At 27.4% G+C, this 23,617-nt stretch carries 25 protein-coding genes; 8 read left to right on the forward strand and 17 right to left on the reverse strand.

The annotated features are described in order from the left end of the window. Positions 1-55 precede the first annotated feature (55 nt). Together rsmA and NL43_RS00130 are read left to right on the forward strand one after the other, a co-directional pair. A complete protein-coding gene (rsmA, locus tag NL43_RS00125; protein ID WP_069591947.1) occupies positions 56-871 on the forward strand; it encodes a 16S rRNA (adenine(1518)-N(6)/adenine(1519)-N(6))-dimethyltransferase RsmA in 816 nt (271 codons plus the stop codon). Continuing rightward, on the forward strand, positions 868-1,458 hold the full coding sequence (locus NL43_RS00130; RefSeq protein ID WP_069591948.1) for a HemK2/MTQ2 family protein methyltransferase: 591 nt from the start codon (positions 868-870) through the stop codon (positions 1,456-1,458). Before rsmA ends, NL43_RS00130 begins: the two co-directional genes overlap by 4 nt. 21 nt (positions 1,459-1,479) lie before the next feature. Here NL43_RS00130 and NL43_RS00135 read toward each other — a convergent pair whose 3' ends face one another. The 8 genes from NL43_RS00135 to NL43_RS00170 form a co-directional block, all read right to left on the reverse strand. Further along, positions 1,480-2,739 (reverse strand): Nramp family divalent metal transporter, encoded by a 1,260-nt coding sequence (locus tag NL43_RS00135; RefSeq protein ID WP_084790295.1) that lies wholly within the window; start codon positions 2,737-2,739, stop codon positions 1,480-1,482. Positions 2,740-2,749: 10 nt separating this feature from the next. Beyond that, positions 2,750-3,976 carry a magnesium transporter MgtE N-terminal domain-containing protein gene (locus tag NL43_RS00140; RefSeq protein WP_069591949.1) on the reverse strand — a complete coding sequence of 409 codons (1,227 nt, stop codon included), beginning with the start codon at positions 3,974-3,976 and terminating at the stop codon, positions 2,750-2,752. Between the two features lie 53 nt (positions 3,977-4,029). After that, positions 4,030-4,479, reverse strand: a complete 450-nt coding sequence (locus tag NL43_RS00145; RefSeq protein ID WP_069591950.1) for an Lrp/AsnC family transcriptional regulator — start codon at positions 4,477-4,479, stop codon at positions 4,030-4,032. A gap of 282 nt (positions 4,480-4,761) precedes the next feature. Further along, the gene (locus tag NL43_RS00150) at positions 4,762-5,454 is read right to left on the reverse strand and encodes a YitT family protein (protein ID WP_256365386.1); all 693 of its coding nucleotides are present in this window, start codon (positions 5,452-5,454) and stop codon (positions 4,762-4,764) included. 76 nt (positions 5,455-5,530) lie between these two features. After that, positions 5,531-6,205 (reverse strand): trans-aconitate 2-methyltransferase, encoded by a 675-nt coding sequence (locus NL43_RS00155; RefSeq protein WP_069591952.1) that lies wholly within the window; start codon positions 6,203-6,205, stop codon positions 5,531-5,533. 29 nt (positions 6,206-6,234) lie between these two features. Beyond that, positions 6,235-7,086, reverse strand: coding sequence for a hypothetical protein (locus tag NL43_RS00160; RefSeq protein ID WP_069591953.1), 852 nt, complete (start codon positions 7,084-7,086; stop codon positions 6,235-6,237). Then, positions 7,083-8,021 (reverse strand): hypothetical protein, encoded by a 939-nt coding sequence (locus NL43_RS00165; protein WP_069591954.1) that lies wholly within the window; start codon positions 8,019-8,021, stop codon positions 7,083-7,085. The genes NL43_RS00160 and NL43_RS00165 overlap by 4 nt, the downstream gene beginning before the upstream one ends. Before the next feature lie 134 nt (positions 8,022-8,155). Next, a complete protein-coding gene (locus tag NL43_RS00170; protein ID WP_069591955.1) occupies positions 8,156-8,476 on the reverse strand; it encodes a hypothetical protein in 321 nt (106 codons plus the stop codon). A 322-nt stretch (positions 8,477-8,798) separates the two neighbouring features. Between NL43_RS00170 and cfbA (NL43_RS08400) the strand changes: the two genes are divergently transcribed. From cfbA (NL43_RS08400) to amrS, 5 genes are all read left to right on the forward strand, one after another. Further along, positions 8,799-9,695, forward strand: coding sequence for a sirohydrochlorin nickelochelatase (cfbA, locus tag NL43_RS08400; protein ID WP_069591956.1), 897 nt, complete (start codon positions 8,799-8,801; stop codon positions 9,693-9,695). 128 nt (positions 9,696-9,823) lie between these two features. Next, positions 9,824-10,222 (forward strand): Zn-ribbon domain-containing OB-fold protein, encoded by a 399-nt coding sequence (locus NL43_RS00180; protein WP_069591957.1) that lies wholly within the window; start codon positions 9,824-9,826, stop codon positions 10,220-10,222. Further along, the gene (gene cfbA, locus NL43_RS00185) at positions 10,194-10,700 is read left to right on the forward strand and encodes a sirohydrochlorin nickelochelatase (RefSeq protein WP_069591958.1); all 507 of its coding nucleotides are present in this window, start codon (positions 10,194-10,196) and stop codon (positions 10,698-10,700) included. The genes NL43_RS00180 and cfbA (NL43_RS00185) overlap by 29 nt, the downstream gene beginning before the upstream one ends. A gap of 69 nt (positions 10,701-10,769) precedes the next feature. Next, on the forward strand, positions 10,770-11,768 hold the full coding sequence (thiL, locus tag NL43_RS00190; protein WP_084790296.1) for a thiamine-phosphate kinase: 999 nt from the start codon (positions 10,770-10,772) through the stop codon (positions 11,766-11,768). Between the two features lies 1 nt (position 11,769). Further along, positions 11,770-12,720, forward strand: coding sequence for an AmmeMemoRadiSam system radical SAM enzyme (gene amrS, locus NL43_RS00195; RefSeq protein ID WP_069591960.1), 951 nt, complete (start codon positions 11,770-11,772; stop codon positions 12,718-12,720). A gap of 32 nt (positions 12,721-12,752) precedes the next feature. On the opposite strand, the gene NL43_RS00200 is transcribed toward amrS, so the two are convergent. The 3 genes from NL43_RS00200 to NL43_RS00210 form a co-directional block, all read right to left on the reverse strand. After that, positions 12,753-14,477, reverse strand: a complete 1,725-nt coding sequence (locus NL43_RS00200; protein WP_069591961.1) for a DUF2207 domain-containing protein — start codon at positions 14,475-14,477, stop codon at positions 12,753-12,755. 161 nt (positions 14,478-14,638) lie between these two features. After that, positions 14,639-16,459 carry a DUF2207 domain-containing protein gene (locus tag NL43_RS00205; protein ID WP_069591962.1) on the reverse strand — a complete coding sequence of 607 codons (1,821 nt, stop codon included), beginning with the start codon at positions 16,457-16,459 and terminating at the stop codon, positions 14,639-14,641. Positions 16,460-16,596: 137 nt separating this feature from the next. After that, on the reverse strand, positions 16,597-17,151 hold the full coding sequence (locus NL43_RS00210) for a LemA family protein (protein WP_069591963.1): 555 nt from the start codon (positions 17,149-17,151) through the stop codon (positions 16,597-16,599). Between the two features lie 111 nt (positions 17,152-17,262). Between NL43_RS00210 and NL43_RS00215 the strand changes: the two genes are divergently transcribed. Next, the gene (locus NL43_RS00215) at positions 17,263-18,390 is read left to right on the forward strand and encodes a radical SAM protein (RefSeq protein ID WP_069591964.1); all 1,128 of its coding nucleotides are present in this window, start codon (positions 17,263-17,265) and stop codon (positions 18,388-18,390) included. A 90-nt stretch (positions 18,391-18,480) separates the two neighbouring features. Here the strand turns inward: NL43_RS00215 and NL43_RS00220 are convergent, their stop codons facing one another. The 6 genes from NL43_RS00220 to NL43_RS00250 form a co-directional block, all read right to left on the reverse strand. Continuing rightward, positions 18,481-18,819 carry a hypothetical protein gene (locus NL43_RS00220; protein WP_069591965.1) on the reverse strand — a complete coding sequence of 113 codons (339 nt, stop codon included), beginning with the start codon at positions 18,817-18,819 and terminating at the stop codon, positions 18,481-18,483. Between the two features lie 2 nt (positions 18,820-18,821). Further along, positions 18,822-19,595 (reverse strand): ParA family protein, encoded by a 774-nt coding sequence (locus NL43_RS00225; protein ID WP_069591966.1) that lies wholly within the window; start codon positions 19,593-19,595, stop codon positions 18,822-18,824. Positions 19,596-19,796: 201 nt separating this feature from the next. Further along, positions 19,797-21,638, reverse strand: a complete 1,842-nt coding sequence (locus NL43_RS00230; protein ID WP_069591967.1) for a threonine--tRNA ligase — start codon at positions 21,636-21,638, stop codon at positions 19,797-19,799. 189 nt (positions 21,639-21,827) lie between these two features. Next, positions 21,828-22,247: a hypothetical protein gene (locus NL43_RS00235; RefSeq protein WP_143741298.1), complete on the reverse strand. Its 420-nt coding sequence runs from the start codon at positions 22,245-22,247 to the stop codon at positions 21,828-21,830. 319 nt (positions 22,248-22,566) lie between these two features. Then, positions 22,567-23,154 (reverse strand): hypothetical protein, encoded by a 588-nt coding sequence (locus NL43_RS00245; RefSeq protein ID WP_069591970.1) that lies wholly within the window; start codon positions 23,152-23,154, stop codon positions 22,567-22,569. Next, the gene (locus tag NL43_RS00250) at positions 23,151-23,330 is read right to left on the reverse strand and encodes a hypothetical protein (protein WP_069591971.1); all 180 of its coding nucleotides are present in this window, start codon (positions 23,328-23,330) and stop codon (positions 23,151-23,153) included. The genes NL43_RS00245 and NL43_RS00250 overlap by 4 nt, the downstream gene beginning before the upstream one ends. Positions 23,331-23,617 lie beyond the last annotated feature (287 nt).

Consider the following 23,617-nt stretch of genomic DNA (forward strand, 5'->3'; position numbering starts at 1 on the left):
TGAAGAGCTTTTTTTCAAAATTATTATCTAAAAATTATTTTAAAGGACAATTACTATGTTAAATAATACAAAAAAAATATTAGATAAATATAATATTAGACTTGATAAAAATAAAAGTCAAAACTATTTAATAGATAAAAACAAACTTAATAAAATACTAGAAAATGCAGACATCCACAACAATGAAACAATTCTAGAAATAGGTGCAGGTATTGGAACATTAACCATACCAATGGCCAAAAAAGCAAAAAAAGTAATTGCGATAGAAAAAGATCCAATCATTGCAGATATTTTAAAACAACGTATAATCAAAGAAAAATTATCTAATATTGAAGTAATTCGTGAAGATGCACTTAAAATTGATTTTCCTGAATTTGATAAAATGGTTTCAAATTTACCTTATCAGATATCTTCTCCTGTAACATTTAAATTATTAAAATATCCTTTCAAAAAAGCTATACTTATGTATCAACTAGAATTTGCAAAAAGAATGCAAGCAAACCCAAATACCCATGAGTACTCCAGGTTATCAGTGGCATTATATTTCAGAGCAGATATTCAAATTATAGACACACTACCTCCAGAGGCATTCATTCCAAAACCTAAAGTAAACAGTGCAGTAATTGAATTAGTACCAAAAGAAAATAATGTAACTCAATTATTTGATAACACAACACGTGCATTATTCCAGCATCGAAATAAAAAAGCAAAAAAAGCATTAATTCAATCAGCACATGAATTAAAGAGTAATAAAAAGGAATTAAAACCTAAATTAGATAATATAAATAATCCATTACTAGACGAAAAAGTATTTAAATTAACTCCTGAGAATATAAAAGAAATATCAGAAATAATAGGAGAAATATTATGAAATATGAAAATATAGAATATAATGAATGCGAAGAAGTATATCCACCAGCAGAAGATACTTTTCTATTAATTGATAATTTAGAAGTATATGAAAATGAAGATGTCCTAGAAATAGGTGCAGGTACGGGAATTGTAAGTATTGCTGCATCTTTTATTGCAGAAAATGTGACTTGTGTTGATATAAATCAACATGCCATTAAATGTACAGAAGCTAATGTTAAATTAAATAATAGGGAAAATATTACTGTTATTCATAGTGATTTGTTCGAAAATATAACAGAAAAATATGATTTAATAATATTTAACACACCATACCTACCTGTAACTGAAGAAGAACATGACGATGATGATTATAGTAAAGCATGGGATGGTGGAATTGATGGTAGACAAATAATTGATAAATTCCTAGAACAAGCTCATAACTACATTAAAAGTAATGGTAGAATTCAAATAGTACAATCATCCCTAAGTGATAATGAAAAAACATTAAATTATCTTAACACTAATGGATTTGAAGCTAAAATAAGCGCTAGTGAACATCAATTTTTTGAAGATATTACATTAATAACTGCGAAAAAAATAGAATAGAAAAAGAATATAGTTTTTTATCTATAAAAAGCTTGTTATAACATAAATTATAACTAATACTGTAATTATAATAGTTATAAGCCATGAAACTATATTATACCATCTTGAATTTACATAATCTCCCATTATATTTTTATCATTGATTATTAATAACATTAAAACCAATACAAATGGAAGCAGAATACCATTAATTACTTGTGAAAATAATAATATTTCCATTAAAGGTATATTTGGAATTAATATAATTATAGCACAGACAAATATCATTCCAGCATATAATCCATGAAATACAGGAGCTTCTTTAAAATCTTTAGAAATTCCTGTTTCAAATCCAAGACTTTCACATACATAATATGCTGTGGATAAAGGCAATATGATTGCACTAAATAATGACGCGTTAAGAAAACCAAGCCCAAATAAAAATCCTGCATATTCACCGGCAACTGGAATTAATGCTGTTGCTACATCTTTAACATCACTAACCGGTGTTCCTGTAACATGTATTGTTGCAGCACAAGCTATTAATATAAATAATGCTACAACACCAGTAAATATTGGCCCAATAATTGATTCTGCCTTTGAATATTTTAATTCATCTTTACTTACTCCTTTTTCTACTACAGATGATTGTAAATAAAATTGCATCCATGGAGCTATTGTTGTACCAATAAGACCTACTACCATTGTAATATATGGAGTATCTAATTGTAAGTCAGGTACTACTGCTGTTGCTACTTGACCCCAATCAGGATTTGCCATGAGTCCTGCTAAAATATAGGAAATATAAACTAAAGATAATATTATGAATATTTTTTCAACATTTTTATAATTTCCTTTAATTACAAGTAACCATATTATTATTGCTGTTAGAATTACTGATATAACGGGAGGTACTCCAAAAATTTCTGATGAAACAACTATTCCCGAGAATTCAGCAAGAGTATTTCCAAAATTTGCTATGAGTAATCCTATCATTATGAACATTGTTATTTTAACGCCTACTTTTTCTCGTATGAGACTTGCAAGACCTTTTCCTGATATTATACCCATTCTTACACCCATTTCTTGGGCTACGATTAACGAGAAAATCATTGGTATAAATGTCCATATTAGATTATATCCATATTGTGCTCCAGCTAAACTGTAGGTTAATATACCTCCACAATCATTATCAACCATTGCTGTGATTAATCCTGGTCCTAGTACTGATAAAAATATGAATATTGACATTAATGTAGGGTAATTTTTTAATTTTTGTTTAACATTATCCATTATAGCCATGTATTACACCTTATCTAAACATTGTAGGAATACGTTTTTTCCATGCTGTTGGTAGAACTATATCTATTGCATCATCTACTGTTACTATTCCTTTCATTTTATTATTTTCATCCACAATAGGAAGTGCCACTAAATTATATTTTGCAATTATTTTAGCAACTTCATTTTCCTCTTCATTAACATCAACAGAAATTATGTCCTTATTCATATAATCATAAATTTTTGTATCATTATTATTTAGAAGTAATTCTCTTATTGTTACAACTCCTTCTAAGTCATCTTCTTCTGATAGAACATATATGTAATAGAGTGTTTCTACTTCATCTGCTATTTTTCTAAGAGTAGTCATTACATCTAGTGTAGTCATGTTTCCAGTTACATGAGCATATTCTGTGGTCATTATTCCTCCAGCTGTATTTTCGGGATATTCCAGTAATTCCCTAAGTTCTTGTGATTCTTCAGGATCCATTAAACGAAGAATTTCTTCTTTTTTCTCATCGGAAATTGTTGCAAGAAGGTCTGCTGCATCATCAGGTGACATTTCATCAACTAACTCTGCTGCTTCTTTTTTCTCCATTTCAGTAAGTATGGTTTTCTGTTTTTCGGGAGATATTTCTTCAAATGCATCTGCTGCTGATTCATCATCTAATGAACTTAAAATACTCATTGAATCAGATATTCCTAATCCATCAACTATGTCTGCAATATCTGCTGGATGTAGACGAGTTAATTTTTCTTTAGATACTTTGAGTTTTAGATTAGAAAAATCTAATGAATCTATATCTTTCCATGAAATTATATTATCTTCAGGATGAAGCTTTTTGGATAGACCACCTAAGCCTAATCGTCTGAATAATCCATTAATTCCAATATCCACACCTATAATATAATATTCTCCCTTTTTATAGGTGATTTCAACATCGTTAACACGTCTTATTTTACTTCCTTCCATATCCACTACTTGTCTATCTAGAATATCTCTTGAAAGTTTTATTGAGGAGTCTTGTCTGGGATATTGTATAATATCTTCTAATGCTTTTGTTAGGATAACTTTGTTTGCTGTGATTTGATTTATGTATGATGAGGGTATGAAATAGTTTTCACCATTTGCTTTTATTTTTATTGCTTCTATTCTGGGGTATGTTTTATCTGCAGATATTATTATATCCTTAATTTTACCCCATTGGTCATTATTTTTATCAAAAACCTTTTTACTTAGTAATTCTGTAAGATACATCCTCTCACCACCCTCATATTATTGTAATGAATTTGAAGAAATATATTAAAAGTTTAGTCTAAATCTAATTTTAATGGTTCTTCTTTAAGTCTTTCCATTACAATTAATTCACGCAATTCTTCAATTCCGTCAATTGTTCTTATTTCTGCATTTATTATTTCATTTAATTCTTCTAATGTGTGTGACCATACTTTGATTAAAATATCATATTCTCCAGAGATACTGTAAACTTCTGAAACTTTTTTTAGCTTAGGTAATTCTTTTTCAACGTTTTCATGTTTTTCTGTTTCAGTTTGTATTATAATCATTGCAGTTACTTTTATTCCTACTGCTTCTGGATTTACTATTGTTGTGTATTGTTCGATTACATTGTTTTTTTCTAATTTTTTAATTCTGTTTGATATGGTTGAATCAGGTATCCCTGTTTTTAATGATAATTTAGATACGGGCATTCTCGAATTTTCTACTAATTCATTTAAAATTTTTTTATCATTTTCATCCATTGCAATGCTTCCCATTATGTGTAAATTTTTTTATTGAAAATTATGCTTGGATTTATATGTGTTATTTAAACTATATATAATTTGGGAGAAATAGCAAAAATAATAAAAAAAATGGGTGAAATCACAACTTAATAATAAAAAATTGTGGAAATACCAAAAAATAATGATAAAAATACTAAAACCAATAAATAAATTATGTTTAAAACTCAAAAAAAATAATAAAAATAGAATAAAAAAAACTTATAAGATATAATTTTTAAAAGAAAAACCAATTTAAAACCATTAAAATTTAATTTTATTTAAAATAATCACTGAAATATTCCTATAAAATCGTACAATATATCCAACAACAATTCCAGCAAATACTGTACCCAAACCAATCCCTTTAAATGTTCCATACAATACTAATGATAAAATTACACCTATTATAACATTACTTGTATCAAATGCTGTTTTTAATTTACCAAATTCAATATCAGTAACAGATTTAATAGCTAAAGATACACCTTCACCAGGCAATACCACTGCATTAGAATTTACTTCTAAAAGTACACCTAATGCTATAACAAAACAACTAATAATACAAACAATCCATTGATCTATGAGTGTTATAGGTTCTACGAATGATAAAACACCTAACGCGAAGTCAATAAAATATCCAAAGATACTTGTTACTACAATTTGCATCAATTGTATTTTTTCAAAGTTTGATTTTAAAACAATTATTTGAATTAAAATAAGTAACATATTAAAAATAACCGTTATTGTTCCAAGAGATAATGGAACAGCAAAACTTAAAACATTTGGTATGCATGATATAGGTGTTGTTCCTAAATCGGATTTAACAGATAATGCTACACCAAAGGACATTATAAATAATCCTATGATTAAAATAAAATAATTCCTGAGTAATTGTTTAAAATTTATATCATATAAATCTAAATTAATATACTGTTTAATTATGCTTTTTTTCATCTTATCAATAATATATATGTAAATTATTATATTAAAAGATAACTTGATATAAAAAGAGAAAATAACAAAATAAAATCTATTTTTGTCCTGAAATCACGAAATAACGATAATATTTGAAAAAAACATCTACATTAACATACCCTATTTGTTTATACCATTTAATTGTATCCCTTAGTGTTGCAGGCTTATCTAATGTTCTTCTTTTACGTAGAATTTCTTTTTCATATTCTGGCATGTTTTGTGTTTGAAGGTGTGATTCATCTTTTTCCTTATATAGTTGTTCTGTTTTATCTGTTGCTCCACTTACCTGGTCAGCATTTATAAATACACCACCATCAAGTAAGTGATTGTAAATTTTTTCGTATAATTCTTGTTTTTCATCATCCGTTAAGTGATGTATGGATAATGATGAAATTATTATATCATATTGTTCTGGAAAGTTATGAGTTAAATAATTTGCTTCTATATAATTAAATAAGATTTCATTTTCAAATTTTTTTCTTGCTTTTTCTAACATTTTATGAGACATATCTATTAATGTTATTTCACTTTTTGGATGTTGTTTATGTAATAATTCTGTTAATATTCCAGTTCCTGCACCTAAATCAAGTATTTTTGGATTATTATATTTTTTTGTAAGATCTATTGCGGTTTGATAAAATTCATCCATTAAAGGTATTGCTTGTTTTCTGTAGTTATCATACTTATTTGATCCTTGATTAAATGCATCTTTTACTTTTTGAGTTTCCATGATTAGTTTTCTCCCCTATTTTTTAGTTTCTATGTAGCTATTGTTAATCTTAACTTGTATATTTCAGGATCCAATATATAATTTAAATAATTATGCCTATTTTTTGTATCATAAATTATGTAAGTATTATTTTTATTAGTGTTTATATGAATATAAATTGTGTCATTATCATTGGACAATAATGTTTTTAAGTTATTATTTATATTCTTTGTATTTTCTACTTCATCCATTACTTCTTGATTATATGAATTTGTTAAAATATACCTCACATTATTCCTAGTTACTATATAAAAAATTCCATTACCTAGTTGAGCATTATTTATTTCAAGAGGTTTACACGACCATGAGCCATTCTTATTTTCATGATTATATGGACATTTATTATTAACATCATTATCACTTATTCTAAATATATTATACCCAAAATCAAGTATTATGTCTGCTTCCTTGGAATAAATACTTTTATTATTATCTAATGTATGGTTTCCTGCAATATAAGTTATATTTGTAGGATTATTTTTAGGATACATTATTAAAGAATAACAAGTACCTTCTGGAAACATGTTAGTTAGTAGATAATTATTATTTTTTAATTTAATTAATTTATCATAACTTATCATAGAACTAGTACTATTTTCTCTAAGTCCTATTGTTTTAATATTATTTTCAGTTATAGTATCCCAATTAGCAGGAGTACCTTCTGTTTTTACAAGAGTATCCAAGATAGTTTCTACTAATTGATTTGATTCATAGTTATTTAATGTCATTACCTGATTATTATTAATATTATTTATTGTATAAACAAGCATGGAGAAAATTATTGTTAAAATTATAATATAAACTATTAAATCAGTTATTATTAATTGTCCTTTAGAATTCATAACCCATATTTCAATTTATGTCCATTATCCAAATAAATTACTGTTGTATTATTTAATATTATTTTATTTCCAGCATATTGTCCATTTTCTGTCATGTTGAATAATACGTGGTCAATTGATACTGGAGCTCTGTCTCTTTCTTGTGTAGATATAATAAATGTCTCTAGCCCTCTATGAGAACATGTTGATTTATTTTCTAATCTACATAATATACATAATCCATCATGACTTTCATGATAATAATGATTATTAACACAATTAGCTATTATTGTATTATTATGACCGTGTTTTGTATATTCATCATATGGACATTTCTTTATAACATAAGCCTCCCTTGTATTATTATAAACTGTGCTATTTTCTATTTGAATTATATTTGAAAGTTTATCATTATATTCTATGAAATTATTTGTTGGTTTTACACCTGTTCTTAGTGTAGGTAAAGGATCATATATTTCATAATTCCCCTCAGTTAAATTTACATAGATTTTATTATTTTTTTCTATTTTATTTTTTGAATTGAATGTTGTTTTTAGAGAATAAATTATTTCTATTTGGAATGGATTATCTGCTGCTTTAATATTTATAATTGTACAATTCAAGATACATCCAGAATTATTATAGTATTTTTCCTGATTTTGATTTATATTCTCTTGCAATCTACTTTTAAATATTTTTGTACTGTTATCATAGGGATTATTTGTAAGTATAACCTCTTTTGTCATATTATGTAATGTTTCTTTTGTGAGTATAGTGATTTCATTTTCAAAATCAGAAGTTATACTTGTTAACTTATTATTTTCTATATTTTCTGCTGTATTATTTACATAATGATTATCCTGTTCTATTGTTATGATTAATAATAATATAACTGGAATTATTATTAGTAAAAGTAAAATACTTGTTATATATCCATTATTATCTAGTTTTTTCATAATATTTTTCTAAGTCTACTATAAAATAGTATTACAATAATATAAATTATTATGATTTTTATTTAATAAATAATATGTGTATTAACAGAGTTAATTTTATAAAATTAGAAATAAAAAAGAAGAAGAAACTAGTTTTAGTTTATTTCGAGTGAATTCACAATTATTTTAAGTTTATATTCATCAGAATAATATTCATCATAATTTTTCATAATATCCATTATAACACGTATATTATCATCATCTAATAATGATTCTACTCTTGATTTGAAATTAATTGATTTTTCATTTGTATTTTCTTTATTAATTGTATTTATATATTCAGACCATTCATTGTTATTTTGATATTCTACTGTTTCATTCACAGGAAAACCTTGTGTTGTAATTCTGATTGATAGAGATAGATTCCTACTTCGAGATAACATATCTTCAATTGAATAATAAACTATTTTATCCATAAATAGTCCTCCTTTGAGTTGTATATACTAATATCTTTAAAAATGATATAATAAATTTATTTAGATAACTACCATCTGTTTTATTAAGTATTATCAAGAGAGCCATGTGAAAAAAATAAAGATAGTATTTATTAATAAAATTACTAAAGAAAATATAATTATTTTTAAATTTATCCTTAAAATATTAGTAGATTTCATTAAAAGTATTACATTTTGTATAGATAACTTAAAAAAAGTATTAAATACATTTAATAATGTTGAATAACATAATAGTAATAAAAAATATAGTAAAAAGTAATACTTTTATTAGTAGCGTGAAAATATGAACAAGGAGAATAACAAAACAGGAATATTACTAGTAGGACATGGAAGTAGACTAAAATACAATAAAGAATTAGTAACAGAAGTTGCACGAAAATATGCCTTAACTATGCCAGATTATAATGTTGAAGTAGGTTTTATGGAATTAGTAGAACCAAGTATTCCTCAATCATTTAACAAATTAAAAGAAACTGGTGTTAATAAAATAATAGTAAATCCTGTGTTTTTAGCTCATGGAATGCATACAAAAATTGATATTCCTACAATATTAGGTCTTGGACCACTAGTTGACCTTGAAAATCATCCACACCACCATCATAATCATAACCATGAACATCACCATCACCATCATAGAGATGCTAAATCAGAACCAGTGGAGTTTGATGGTGAAATAATATATTTAGAACCTCTAGGTGCAGATGATAAAATTGTTGATATTATAACAGATAGAATAAACAATGAATTAGAAAAAAATCCTACAAATCCACCAGAAAATACAGGAATATTACTAATAGGACATGGAAGTACATTACCCTACAATAATGAAGTTATTGAATCCATTGCAAAGAAATATATTTCACAAAACAAGGATTACCCAATCGAAGTAGGATTTATGCAACTTAGTAAGCCAACTATACTAGAATCATTTGATAAATTAAAAGAAAAAGGAGTTAAAAAAGTTATTGCTTGTCCAATATTCTTAGCTCATGGTATCCATACAAAATTAGATATACCACATTCTTTAGGTCTTAATCCAGAACCTATTAAAAGTTATCCAAAAAACTATGATAACATAGATGTTGTTGAATTTGATGGTGAAATAATATTAACAGAACCAATAGATGCAAATGATTCTATAATCGATATTATATCAGAAAGAATTAATCCTCATTTATAATATAGTTTTAATCTAAAACTTTATATAGAAATTATGTTCTAAATGATTAATAATAAATAGATGTTAATTAAATATATTAATTAAGAACAAACTTAATATAACATTCATTATTAACGGAGGATTAGTGCATGAGTGAGATTATAAAAGGATGGCGTCATAACGATCAAAGATACAATTTAATAGGAACCAAGTGTAACAAGTGCGGAAACACATTTTTCCCTAAAAGGGTAGTTTGTCCAAACTGTAGAAGCCATGGTGATATTGAAGATCTCCAATTCATAGGAACAGGTAAAATATACACCTACTCCGTAATTCATGCAGCAACAGATGATTTCAAAACAAATTCACCATATGCTGTAGGAATAATTGAATTAGATGAAGGTGCAAAAGTAACAGCACAAATAGTAGACTGTGATGTCAACAACTTAAACATCGGCGACGAAGTAGAAGTCGTATTTAGAAAAATCAGTGAAGAAGGAAAAGAAGGAGTTATATCATATGGATACAAATTCAAACTCAAAGAATGATACAGGAATATTACTAATAGGACATGGAAGTCGTCTTCCATACAACAAAGAAGTAGTAAGTGAAATAGCAAAAAAATACGCAGAAACAAAACCAGACTACAACATAGAAGTAGGATTCATGGAACTTGCTGAACCAAACATCCCTCAAGCATTTAACAAACTAAAAGAAACAGGAGTAAAAAAAATAATAGTAACTCCAGTATTTTTAGCTCATGGAATGCACACAAAAAGAGATATTCCAACAATACTTGGATTAGAACCAGCAGATATTGAAGCTGAACTTTCTGGTGGACATCATCATGACCACGGCCACGACCATGACCATGAAGAACACGAACACCATCATCATCACCATCATCATCATGATGAAGAACCAGAAACAATTGAATTTGATGGAGAAATCATATACACTGAACCATTAGGTGCAGATGATGCAATAGTTAACATTATTGCAGACAGAGTAAACAAACATTTATAAATTAACCCCCTAATACTTTTATTTTTTTAAAAACTACTTTTAAAATAAAGCAAAATTCCATATGATAATATGATAATATCAGAACTAGGAGAAAAAAAATTAATTAAAAAACTCCTCAAAAAACGAGATGAAACATTAACTAATCTCCCTAAAACAATTCTAAACAGTTATCATGATGATGCAGCACTACAAGAAAATAAGGACCAATACACTGTAATTTCTACTGATATGCTCATTCAACATACCCATTTTCCAAAACAAATGACCCCCTATCAAATGGGTGAAAAAATAGTTACTGTTAATGTAAGTGATATACTTGCAATGAATGCAAAACCTGAATCAATACTTATTTCCATGGCACTTCCAAAAACATTAGATGTACATGATTTTGATGAAATAATAGACGGTATTCTTAAAAAATGTGAAGAATATAAGATTACATTGATTGGTGGTGATTTAAATCAACATGATGAAATAATATTATGTGGAACAGCTACAGGCCAAATAAATAAGGAAGTAAAACTACAAAGAAATATAGAACCAACCAATTTAATAGCAGTAACAGGACAACTTGGAGGTCCAGCAGCAGCACTTGATTTAATTAACAATGATATGACCCTACCCTTACAAGACAAAGAAATTATACTAAATAGTTTATTAGAACCTAATTTACCCCTTAAAACATCAGAAATTCTTAGAAAACACCCTGAAATTGTTACAAGTATTACTGACATAACTGATGGATTAGCAGTAGAATTAGGACATTTACACGAAAAAAATAATAATCTAGGCTTCTGTATACATAAGAATAAAATACCATACAATAAATATTTAGAAGAAATTGCAAATGCCAACAATAAAAATTTAAATGAGTATTTATTTCATTTTGGAGAAGAATTTGAACTATTATTAACATTAAAAAAAGACAAATACAATAAATATAAACATGAACTAAAAGACATTCATGTAATTGGTGAAGTAAATAATAGTAATCAAATAACCATACTAGAGAATAATTCTATTAAAAATATGAAAATAAAAGGTTATGAACATTTAAAGGAGAATTAGGATGAATAGATGTGATATTTGCCCAAATAATTGTGATTATGATAATAATTCAATATGTCAACAAAGTCCAATATATGATGATGAAAATATAGTAGAAACATCTGCAATAGCAATAGATCCTATTGAAAAAAAACCCTTATATCATTTTATGCCAGGTACTAAAACACTATCCATTGGTACTGTTGGTTGTAATTTAAAATGTATTAATTGTCAAAATCATACTATAGCTCAACCAGAAAATACTATACTCGTACCTATAAAAACATATGCTCCAGAGGAACTGGTACAACAAGCAATAGATAATGATTTGGAAAGTATCTCCTGGACCTACAATGAACCTACAATACATCCTAAATGGATAATAAGTACTGCAAAAATAGCTAAAGATTATGATATTAAAACAATACTTGTTACAAATGGTTATACTAGTCAAAAAACATTAGATAAATTAGAAAAGTATGTAGATGCTGTAAATGTAGATATTAAAAGTATGGATGAAGAATTCTATAAAGAAGTATGTGTTGGAACATTGAAGCCTGTGTTAAATTCTATAAACTATTATGTTAAACATGGAGTTCATACAGAGGTGACTAATTTATTAATTCCAGGATACAATGATTCTACACAAGATATTAGAAAAATAATTAGTTTTATTGGAAATACATCTGATAAAATACCACTTCACTTCACCCGATTTTATCCTCAATTTAAATTAAATGACATTGAACCTACAAGAGAAAAAACAATATATAAAGCATGTGATCTTGCTCAATATCTGGGAATAAAATACACATACCCTGGAAATATAGAAGCATCATATAAGGATAATACTTATTGTAAAAATTGTAGACATCTCTTAATTGAAAGAAATGACTATGAAATTAAAAATCATGTTACAAAAATGGGTGGATGTCCAAATTGTAGTCATAAAGCCGATGTTTATCAAGAATAATTTATTTAAAAAAAGTAGAAAGAGAAGAGTATTTAGAATACTCCTCCACCCCCACCACCAAATCCTCCAGAACCAACATCACCTATACTTCCATAGGATCCAGAATCGTCAGGATGACTTAATGTATGGAAAGATGAATTCATTAAATAGAATCCACCATAATATGCAAAGAATACTGTGTCAGATTCATATAATGAATCTTCAGAGATATTTACTTCTTTAAAGTATTTTTTCATATTACTACGTACTTTATCAGCACACCCTAATGCTGTAGCATATACTAGGTATTTTCCCCAAACTTGAATAGAAGCAGGAGGATATTCCTTAATTAAACTGTAATCTTTTATATATTTTTCAAAATTTTTCCATTTATCATGGAACTCTTTTCCTTCAGGTGTCCATTGCCCCATGACAGTATTTGATATTACTAGAAGAGCAATTGATTCAATTATTAGAACTATAACTAATATCATTAATAGTACATCTAAATCAAATAAGAGTATACCAACTATAAGAATTACTCCAAATATTATAGAAAGAATATTAATTAAGCTCATAACACTATTTCCATGATCATCAAAGTATTTAGATACTCTTAAATCAGTTACCTCTTTATTAACATCAATCTTCCATGCATCCATAAATTTAGAGAAATCTGTAGAATCACCATCAGATATTGTTTCTAAGGAAATTCTATGTTTATCATCTTCATATCTTTCAAGATAGTTAATAATATCTACTTCATATTGTTGTAGACTAGCTGTATTTTTATCTTTTCTTTTAAGAACAGTATTTTCATCATTATCAGATATTATTTTATAGTACCCTTTATCAATTAAATCCAATAATACTGCTTGAAATCCATCCAAATCTGTTTCTCCAGCATTACCATTTACCATAGCATTGATAAATATTGGTGAATCATTAGTAGGCATTTGACTTTCATAATCAGCACTATATGTAATTTTAGGTTCCCTACCATACTTGAAATAAACTGCTACAGGTACAAATAATACAATAATTACAATTCCTGCAATTATTTGAGCAAGTGTATTTTTAGTATTAATACTATTTTGGTAATCTATCTGGTCTTGTTCTATTTTTTCTTTTGCATCCATATCTATTACATCAGCATTTTCACTACTTGTGAAATAGGATGTTGGCATTAGAATCCTTTGTTCTACATTTTCATTTTCATTTAAATTTGTGTATACTGTCTTTAATGTTGTATCTGAAGTCCATGTACTTTCAGTTACTTTATTTGATGGGTTGTACCACATTTCTGTATTTTCATGACTTCCAGGTAGTTCTATGTATGTTGTTAGTTGAGGTACTTCTTCATCCCATCCTGAACCCCATGACATGTACTGGAATTCTGCTATATCATTATATATTTTAACACCTTTAATGAAGTTATAATGATATATTACTTCTACATCTTCATTAGATACTTTTTGTGTTTTTGCCTCGTCTTTATAAAGCCATACTTTAATTTGAATATTATCTGATGAATTTATGAGTTCTACTGTATTATAATATCCTGGTGTTTCAACAGATATGTTTTCTAGTCTTTGTTCACCTGATAGGGGAATATCTCTGTAAACTCCATTGATTGTTCCACTTATTATGTAATTTACATCTTCTGAAATTATTGCTGTTCCATCATCTGAAATGATAATATTTTTTTCTACTGATTGAAAATTATAATGTCCATCATCAGCAAAAGCTGCAGGTACTGTTAGAATTGTTATTATCATTAGAAGAATTATGAATTTTTTTCAGAGATGGTGTTAAGATATTCTTCATAAAAATCCTCCATTATTCTTAAAATTATATATTAATTTTCTAATTAATTAATAATATTTATTACTAAAAATTTTAAAAAAAGTAAAAAGGTAACTGTTAAACTTTTTATTATCTAAAAAGCACCGCCACCTCCCCCACCAAATCCTCCAGAACCTGGCCCACCTATATTTCCAAATGAACCTCCACTATTAAAACTTGTGTTATTTGTTGGTGGTTGATATGTTTTGAATTCATGGAATGTTGAAAACATTACTAAATGCATACCATAATAGGTAAATCTAGTAATATCTGATTGATTAATTGTTTCTTGAGGTATGTTTTCTTGTTTAAAGTATTCCTTCATATTTTTTGTTACTGCTTGTGCATCACCTAGTGCTGTTGCATATACAAGATATCTTCCCCATACTTGAATAGATGCTGGTGGATATTCTTTGATAAGACTATAATTGTTTACATATCTTTCAAAGTGTTTCCATCGATCATGGAATTCCTTTCCTTCAAGTGTCCATTGTCCTGCAACAGTATTTGGTAATAATGCTGTTATTATTGCTAATGGAATTAATATTTCTGTTGCTCTGAATGCCCAGTCTATTGTTGGAACTTCGGGAGTTAAGCTTAATAGATATATTAGAACTATTATTGCATAGATTAAAGTAATTCTGGAATATATTTTAAATAACTTACTTCCTATGTTATGGAAGAATCTATTAATTTTTTCATGATCTAAAGAACTAGTTGCTTTTTTATTCCATTTATCCAAGAATTCTTGGAATTCTAGGGGATCTTCTTCATTTTTTATTGTACTAAATGCAACTCGATTATTTTTATCAGTGAATTGATTGAAATATGTTAAAATATCCTCTTCAAAGACTTGTAAATCACTTGTATCTACATCATTAATTTCAAGTACTGTATCATCACTTGTTGACATGAATACTTTCATATAACTCCTATCTATTAAATCTAGAATTGTTGCATAAAATGCATCTAAATCTATGTCTTCCACATTACCATTAACTACTGCATTGATAAATACAGGTGAATCCTTTGTTGGTAAATCTGTTTCATAATCACAACTATATTGTAATTTAGGTTCACGACCATACTTATAATAAATTCCAAATGGAAGTATCAACATTAGTATAGATACTATTAAAATACTGTATGTGATATTGTAATTGAAGTTAATTGTATTCTGATAGTTTCTTTGATCATTTTCTATTACTTCTTTTGCATTACCCTTTATAACATCAGCATTTTCTGTACTGTTAAATTGTTCTTTAGGTATGAGTAATCTTTGTTCTTCACTCTTATAAGCATCAATGGTTTTGTATCTTGTTTCAAGAGTATTATATGTTATCCAAGAGGTACTTGATACAAGGTATGGTGGATTATTCCATACTTCTACATTTGTTTTATTTCCAGGAAGTTTTACATAAGTAGTCATCCTAATTACTTCTTTTTCCCATTGTGGACCCCATGACATATACTGGAATTCAGCAACATCATCATAAATCTTTACACCTTTATTAAATGTATAATTATAAATGATATTAGCACTCTGATTTGTTACACTCTTTGTTTTCTCAGCATCACTAAATAAGTGAACTATAATATGCACAGTGTTTGAATAATTTTTTACTTCTACTGTATTATATAATCCTGGCGTTTCAACTGATATATTTTCAATACTTTGTTCACCAGATAATGGAATATCCCTTGTTACACCATTAAATGTTCCATAGAATGTATAGTTATAATCTTCTTTAATATCAACAGAGCCATCACTGTTAATACTTAATATTTTTTCTACAAATGGAATATTATAATCCCTATCATTATCCTCTTCACTGAAAACTACAGATAATGATGTGAAAAGTAGTACTATGACAAGTAATCCTGTTATAACCATTCGTGAATTTTTTCTATTCAAAACATATACCACCTAAATTAATTCTTAATTAATTATATTATTTATTCTATGAATTTAATTAAAGTAATCAGTGAAATATAGGAAAATAGGTTATTTATAAAAAATATAAAAAAATAAGAAAAGAATTCTGAATATTATTAGAATTCTATTTTTGGTACTGCTTTTGTTGATTCTTTTGCTTCAAAGAATTCTGATTCCTCAAAATTGAATATATTTGCTATTATATTACTCGGGAATTGTTCACACATATTATTGTATTTTAATACTGTGTCATTATAGAATTGTCTTGCATATGAAATTTTATCTTCTGTATCAGATAATTCTTCTTGAAGTTCTAGGAAGTTTGTATTTGCTTTTAATTCAGGGTATGCTTCTGCTACTGCAAATAATGATTTTAATGCACCTGTTAACATGTCATCTGCTTCTGCAACTTCTTTTACTGATGTTGCATTTGCCATGTTTGCTCTTGCTTGTGTTATTTGCGTGAATGTTTCTTTTTCATGACTAGCATATCCTTTTACTGTTTCTACAATATTTGGTATTAAATCATTTCGTCTTTGTAACTGTACATCAATTTGACTCCATGCATTTTTTACTCTGTTACGTCCATTTACTAATCCATTGTAGTATTTTACTATTAAAACAAGTACTATTATAATTATAAGTACTATTATAATTAGTAACCAATCCATGTAATTTACCTCCATATAGTTTAAATATTAATTTCTAATATATAATATAAAAACTTTATTTAAGTAAAAAAAGTATATAACTATAATAGAAAAATAAGAAGGCGTTATCATATGAGTACTTTTAAGGATTTACAGATTTTATCAGATGCTGCATATTATGATAGATGTAATTATGTTAATTATAATGTGGATAATGTACTTAAGGAAACTGATAAAATGAAGGATTGTATTTATCATGCTAGAGCAGGTACTGGTGAAATTCCCTTATTTAAAATTCTTATGACCAATCAATGTAATAATGATTGTGCTTATTGTACTAATTGTAGAAGTCATAATTATCAAAGAGCTCGCCTTAGTCCTGATGCTTTAGCTCGTATTTTTATGCAATACTATGAAAATGGAATGGTGGAAGGATTATTCCTTAGTTCAGGTATTATTAAAGATGCAGATACAACAATGGAAGAAATGATTGAAGCAGCACATCTTCTTAGAAATAAATACTCATATAATGGATATATCCACCTTAAGATTATTCCAGGCACAAGTAAAGACCATATTAAACATGCCATGCAACTTGCAGATAGAGTAAGTATTAATATTGAAGCTGCTACTAAAGATGGTTTAAGTGATATTTCAAGTACAAAAAATTATGATAAGGACATTCTTAAAAGATTAGATTGGATTGATAATCTTCATAGAAGAGATCATAATTTAGCAAGTAGTGGCCATACTACTCAAATTATTGTAGGTGCTAATGACGAAACAGATGAGGATATTTTAAAACAAGTTTATAAGTTAACTACTAAATATGATGTGCTCTATAATTACTTCAGCACATTCAAACCACTTGAAGGTACACCTCTTGAAAATCATGATGTTAGTGATTCAAGAAGAACAGGACGATTATATCAAGCAGAATACTTATTTAATCAATATAACTTTACACAAAAAGATATTATCCTAGGTGAAGATGGATTTTTAGATTTGAATAATGATCCAAAATATTCTATTGCACTAGCACATAAAGAGGATTATTCTATTGATGTTAATACTGCAAAATATAAGGAATTAATAAGAGTTCCAGGCATTGGACTGAAATCTGCACGTCGTATTACTCATTTACAGAAAATAGGACATGAAATTAAAAGTCTTAAAGAATTACAAGAAATAGGTGCTAATATAAACAAATGTAAGATATTTGTTAAAGTAGGTGGTACTTATCAAAGTACACTGATTTAAAAAAAATAAGAGTAGTTAATAAAATAACTACATTTCCTTTAAAGTTTTAATCTAAAAAAACTTTTGGATATAATTTGTTAATTTTTTAGATTATTCTTCAAATAATTCCCATATTTCAGGATATTTTTCAGAAATAGCTTCTTCAAGTATTTTAGAAGCTTCTTTACTTATACTAAATTCAGGTGTTGTTTTTTTAAGATATCTCAAACATGCAGCAGATTTTGCTGACCATAAGCTTATTCTAGGATTTTTCTCCACTTTTTTTTTAATTTCATCTATTTTATCATCGGATAAATTAGTAGAACTTGTAGTTCTTACTTGAGGAGTAGGTACTTCTTTTATAATCTCTTTTTCTTTTTTTTGAGATTCTGATTTTGACTTTGGTTGTATTAATGCATCTAAACCTCTTCCTAATGCATTATCAGACATGTTTATTCACCTTCTAATTTAATTAATTCTTTTGCTAATTTTACATAAGATTTTGTTCCTGTACATTCAGGATCATAAGTTATACATGGTTGTCCAAAACTTGGAGCTTCTGCTAATTTAACATTACGAGGTATTTTTTCTTTGAAGATATATTCTCGTCCTTTAAAGTAATCTTTAACATTTTTAGATACATCTTTTGCAAGTCTTGTTCTTGGATCATATAATGTTATTAAAATTCCTTTTATTGGACAAGGACTTTTTAATCTAGATTCCACTAGTTTTATTGTTTCTAATAAATCAGCCATTCCTTCTAATGCATAAAATTCTGATTGAATAGGTATTATAACACTATCTGTTGCAACTAATGCATTTAAAGTTAATATACCAAGAGAGGGTGGTGCATCTATAAATACATAATCAAAAGAAATGTTTTGACTAGATAGTTTTTCATCAAGTATTGATTGGAATCCTATTTCTTTACTTAATTCTATTTCAGCACCACTTAATGCGATATTACTTGGAATTGCATATAAATTTGGTGTTTCTGTTTCAATTATAGCTTCTTTTAATGTGCATCTTCCTGTAAGTAGGGAATATATTGTTTTATCCATTTCACTTTTTGCTATTCCAAGACTTGTTGTTGCATTTCCTTGTGGATCCATGTCTATTATTAAAACTGTTTTACCCAACTGGGCTAATGCTGCGCCTAAGTTAATAGTTGTTGTTGTTTTACCACAACCACCTTTTTGATTTAATATTGTTATAATTTCTGTCATGTAGTAACTCCTGTGAAAATTATTTTTTAATATTTTATATTATTATATTAATACACATAGTATTTATAACTTATAATAGTAAAAGTTATAACTTATAAGTTTTATAAATTCGAAAGAAAAAAAATACATAGAAAAATAACCAAATAAACAATGAGAGTTAAAAAAAAGAGAGGAATAATTAAGAGTTAAATAAACTCATAATTAGAATTTTACACGTTTAGATACCTTATATGGTAAAGGTAATTGTCTGAAAGGCATACCTTTAGTAAGAGTGTGTATCTCATCAGCTAAATCTTCAATACTAATTTCTTCTTTAGAATCATCTACACGTCTATTAACAGTTATAGTATTACTTTCCACTTCATTATCTCCAACAACAATAGTGTAAGGTATCCATTCTTTACCTGCATTTCTAATTTTCTTACCTACTCTTTCTGCACTTTCATCAATATCTACTCGGATGTTAGCATCTTTGAGTTGTTGATATACAGTTTCTGCATATTCTTCATGATTGTCAGTTACTGGAATAATTCTTACTTGAGTAGGTGTTAACCATAATGGTAGTGATGGTTTATTACCTTTATCAGTAGATGTTTTTTCTAATAAACTACAAATAACTCTTTCAATACTTCCTGTTGGACTGCAGTGTAATATTGTTGGATATTGTTGTTCTTCATTTTCATCAAGATAAGTTATACCAAATCTTTTTGCACTTTGAATATCCATTTGTACAGTAGGATTTTCAATTGGTCTTCCTAAATCATCAATAGCTGCAAAGTCAACTTTTGCATTCCAGTAATGTTTCATTTGTGGAATAACTTCTAAAAGTACTGGTTTTTTAATATTTTCTCTAACTACTTCTTTAACCCAGTCTTCATTTTCATCAAAGAAATCTTGAGTTACACGGAATGCTACTTCATAATGTACATCTAAATCTGTTTCTGTTTGAGCACACATATCTACTTGTTTTGCAAATACTTCTCTTGCATGATCATCATTTAAACATACACTGTGGAAATCAGGCATTGTGAAAGCTCTTAATCTTTTAAGTCCTACAACTTCTCCTTGTCTTTCAAATCTGAAACTGAATGTTGATAATTCATAAATTCCAACAGGCATATTTTTCCAAGTTAAGAAAGAATCTGCAAGTATTCTAAAAGCTCCAAAACAACATGCGAATCTTAACATTAATTCTCTGTGTTTTGTTTTTAATCTGTATTGTCTTTCACCAAATTTAGCTGCATGTTCTCTTATTGCAGGATCTGCTAAATCATACATTACAGGTGTTTCTACAGGCATTGCTCCTCTTTCTGTTACAAGTTGATATACATAATCAGAAAGTAAATCTTTAACAAGTTTTCCTTTTGGATACCATCTAATATGTCCAACATCAGCTGATGGTTCATTACTTGCTAATTCTTTTTCTTTCATTAATCTTACATGAGGGGGTTGTTTACCAGAATCATGTGTTTTTCCTTGTTCATGATTAACTAATTGTTTTAAAGTTTTAGCTTTGTAGTTATAATCATTAGCATCATAAATTGAGCCATCTTCTTCTAAGATAAGTAATTTTGATGGTTCAGATTCTTCTTTTTCTTCTACTTCTTCAACTTCTTCAACTTCAGTTGTAATAGTTCTTGATAATTCAGATAAAGGATGTCCTTTACATGATAATTCAAAGGATTTATACCATCCGAATGGTACTCTTAAAACAGCCTCATTATTATCAACAAGTTCTGCTTCAATTCCTTTTAATATCTTTTGAGCCACATTAGCATCAGATAATGAAGAACTTAAATGTGCATAAGGATATACTACAATATTTTCAGCATTTACCTTATTTTGCACATTGAGTATTTCTTTTACTGCTTTTGTAATGATTAACTCAGGATTTTCTTCATCTTCTTGTTCTACAGCTATAAATACAACTAATGCATTATCCACACCAGCTGATCTTTTTTCATCTTCTATATCTTCAGCTATTTTGGTTTTACTTCTAGTTTTATAACGTAAATAGTCTGAATGTATCATCAACGTTCGCATTTTTAATTATTCCTCCATTATTTTACGATTAAATTAATAATATTAATTTAGTTAATAATTATCATTTGAATAAAGATTATTCAATAATTTTTTTAGTAATTTATATTTATATTTGTTCTATTATATTAAGTTCAGTATATAACATGATTTTTACCGTGTCCTCATGACATCATACAAAATGTAATCTAATTAAGATAATATATATCCCATACTTAAACTAATAATAAATGATACTATAGTAAATAGATATGTACAAAGTATAAACTCACCATAACCTGAAAAAGGATCTCTAAAATCCAAAGATTGAAGTCTATCATTAATCTTATCCATAAAACTAAATAATAACACCATAATCATAAATATAGAAAACACAATTATTCTTAAACAAAAAGCAAACATGCTCTTAAAAACACTAGTACCCGTTAAAAATAGGAATACAATCACGGTGCCAAAAAGAAATTGTGAAACACACTTATTAGCCAGTTCTGTATAACTAAGAGGAATAACTTCATTTAAACAAGCTTCCTTAGAATAATCTTCACAAGGAACATCATAACGAGATTCTTCACCATAAACATGAGGCCGCAATAAAATCACAAACCCCACCATAAACAAACCCCGCCAGGCGACCAAATAATAGAAAGAAGATACAAATAACCCAAATTATTCATTTTAAAATACTCAAAAACAATAGGCAAACCAATTAAAAAAAACAACAACCCAACTATTACAAAACGTACCCCTTGGGCAGTTCCAGTCAAAGTATCATTCTTAACACCATTATACACAATATTTTTCTGAATACCAACAAATCTAAAAATTCTTGTCTCGAAAATTATATAAAAAATAAATAACAACTACAATTAAACTATAATAATACCATTCCATAAAAAATCACCATCCTAATCAAAAAAAAATAATGAGAAAGTTATATGTGAACATAACTTTCATTACAAGTCATATTTCTATTTGTAGCAAGATATTCAAAAGCCATATCCCATGATAATGTAATATTTGTATTATCTCTTTTTTCAGTTACAAGAGTAACTTCATAAACCATTAAATTCTGTTTAAATATTGAATCAAAGAAATATTTTACTAATTGATTTATAATAATGTCAAATGTATTAAATGTCATGAAATCTAATTTAATTGTGCTTTTAGGTAACAAATCTTTGAATATTAGTTCTGCTGTATCATAATCATGAAGTGCTTTAAATACTTTTTGACTATATTTAACTTGTTCATTAGCTATAGATTTTATCCCTTTTCCCACTAAATATGGAAATTCAATAAATGTGTTTGTAAACATATTATTAGGAATAAAAGAAGTAACTGTATCATACATTACCCCAATCAAACCACCTTCTCTATCATTTAATGTGAGTGTTTCACCTACAAATGTTGTAACTGCACATATAGCTCCTTCAACAGCAGCATATCCCGACAATATACCTTTTGTAGCTGAAGTTATACTATTGGTTAATTTAGTAAAGTATGGTCCTATTAATTTCATTTTTCAATTTTACCAAATATTTTTCCATATGGGACTGCAGAGGTTACAACATCAATTGCAGAGTTAGCCATTCGAGTCATATTCCATCCTCCACTAAATAAACCATTTGCATCTGCTGAAATTACAAATCCTGTTGTAATTAAACCAATACCCCCCCAGTTGTAGTCCAGGCACACAGAATGCTGTTGATCCAACCATCATTATTACATTTCCACATAGTCGTTCTGCTTCTGTTTGTTCAGCGTCAACTTCAAATAGTGAAATATCATTGAATAAGACCGAGTTAAATTAGAATATTAAACAATTATGAAATTATTATTTTTTATAATAAATAGCTTTGGTGTAGACACAGTTAAAAAAAATTACAGTAAGTCTAAATAAATAGATTTAAAAAAAAATAGATTTATATTATTTATAGAGTTCTTGATTTTTAAAACTTAATCAACTATTCTATGAAAAAAAG

Origin of the sequence: Methanosphaera sp. WGK6, from assembly GCF_001729965.1 — an archaeon.
Lineage (GTDB): Archaea > Methanobacteriota > Methanobacteria > Methanobacteriales > Methanobacteriaceae > Methanosphaera.

Coding starts and splice junctions, on each gene's coding strand:
- NL43_RS00215 (WP_069591964.1), top strand. CDS start 17,263: ATGAGTACTTTTAAGGATTTACAGATTTTATCAGATGCTGCATATTAT.
- NL43_RS00220 (WP_069591965.1), bottom strand. CDS start 18,819: ATGTCTGATAATGCATTAGGAAGAGGTTTAGATGCATTAATACAACCA.
- NL43_RS00225 (WP_069591966.1), bottom strand. CDS start 19,595: ATGACAGAAATTATAACAATATTAAATCAAAAAGGTGGTTGTGGTAAA.
- NL43_RS00180 (WP_069591957.1), top strand. CDS start 9,824: ATGAGTGAGATTATAAAAGGATGGCGTCATAACGATCAAAGATACAAT.
- NL43_RS00160 (WP_069591953.1), bottom strand. CDS start 7,086: ATGAATTCTAAAGGACAATTAATAATAACTGATTTAATAGTTTATATT.
- NL43_RS00245 (WP_069591970.1), bottom strand. CDS start 23,154: ATGAAATTAATAGGACCATACTTTACTAAATTAACCAATAGTATAACT.
- cfbA (WP_069591958.1), top strand. CDS start 10,194: ATGGATACAAATTCAAACTCAAAGAATGATACAGGAATATTACTAATA.
- NL43_RS00155 (WP_069591952.1), bottom strand. CDS start 6,205: ATGGAAACTCAAAAAGTAAAAGATGCATTTAATCAAGGATCAAATAAG.
- NL43_RS00200 (WP_069591961.1), bottom strand. CDS start 14,477: ATGATAATAACAATTCTAACAGTACCTGCAGCTTTTGCTGATGATGGA.
- NL43_RS00170 (WP_069591955.1), bottom strand. CDS start 8,476: ATGGATAAAATAGTTTATTATTCAATTGAAGATATGTTATCTCGAAGT.
- NL43_RS00150 (WP_256365386.1), bottom strand. CDS start 5,454: ATGAAAAAAAGCATAATTAAACAGTATATTAATTTAGATTTATATGAT.
- NL43_RS00140 (WP_069591949.1), bottom strand. CDS start 3,976: ATGTATCTTACAGAATTACTAAGTAAAAAGGTTTTTGATAAAAATAAT.
- NL43_RS00135 (WP_084790295.1), bottom strand. CDS start 2,739: ATGGCTATAATGGATAATGTTAAACAAAAATTAAAAAATTACCCTACA.
- NL43_RS00145 (WP_069591950.1), bottom strand. CDS start 4,479: ATGGATGAAAATGATAAAAAAATTTTAAATGAATTAGTAGAAAATTCG.
- NL43_RS00165 (WP_069591954.1), bottom strand. CDS start 8,021: ATGAAAAAACTAGATAATAATGGATATATAACAAGTATTTTACTTTTA.
- thiL (WP_084790296.1), top strand. CDS start 10,770: ATGATAATATCAGAACTAGGAGAAAAAAAATTAATTAAAAAACTCCTC.
- NL43_RS00130 (WP_069591948.1), top strand. CDS start 868: ATGAAATATGAAAATATAGAATATAATGAATGCGAAGAAGTATATCCA.
- NL43_RS00230 (WP_069591967.1), bottom strand. CDS start 21,638: ATGCGAACGTTGATGATACATTCAGACTATTTACGTTATAAAACTAGA.
- NL43_RS00235 (WP_143741298.1), bottom strand. CDS start 22,247: ATGGTGGGGTTTGTGATTTTATTGCGGCCTCATGTTTATGGTGAAGAA.
- amrS (WP_069591960.1), top strand. CDS start 11,770: ATGAATAGATGTGATATTTGCCCAAATAATTGTGATTATGATAATAAT.
- rsmA (WP_069591947.1), top strand. CDS start 56: ATGTTAAATAATACAAAAAAAATATTAGATAAATATAATATTAGACTT.
- cfbA (WP_069591956.1), top strand. CDS start 8,799: ATGAACAAGGAGAATAACAAAACAGGAATATTACTAGTAGGACATGGA.
- NL43_RS00210 (WP_069591963.1), bottom strand. CDS start 17,151: ATGGATTGGTTACTAATTATAATAGTACTTATAATTATAATAGTACTT.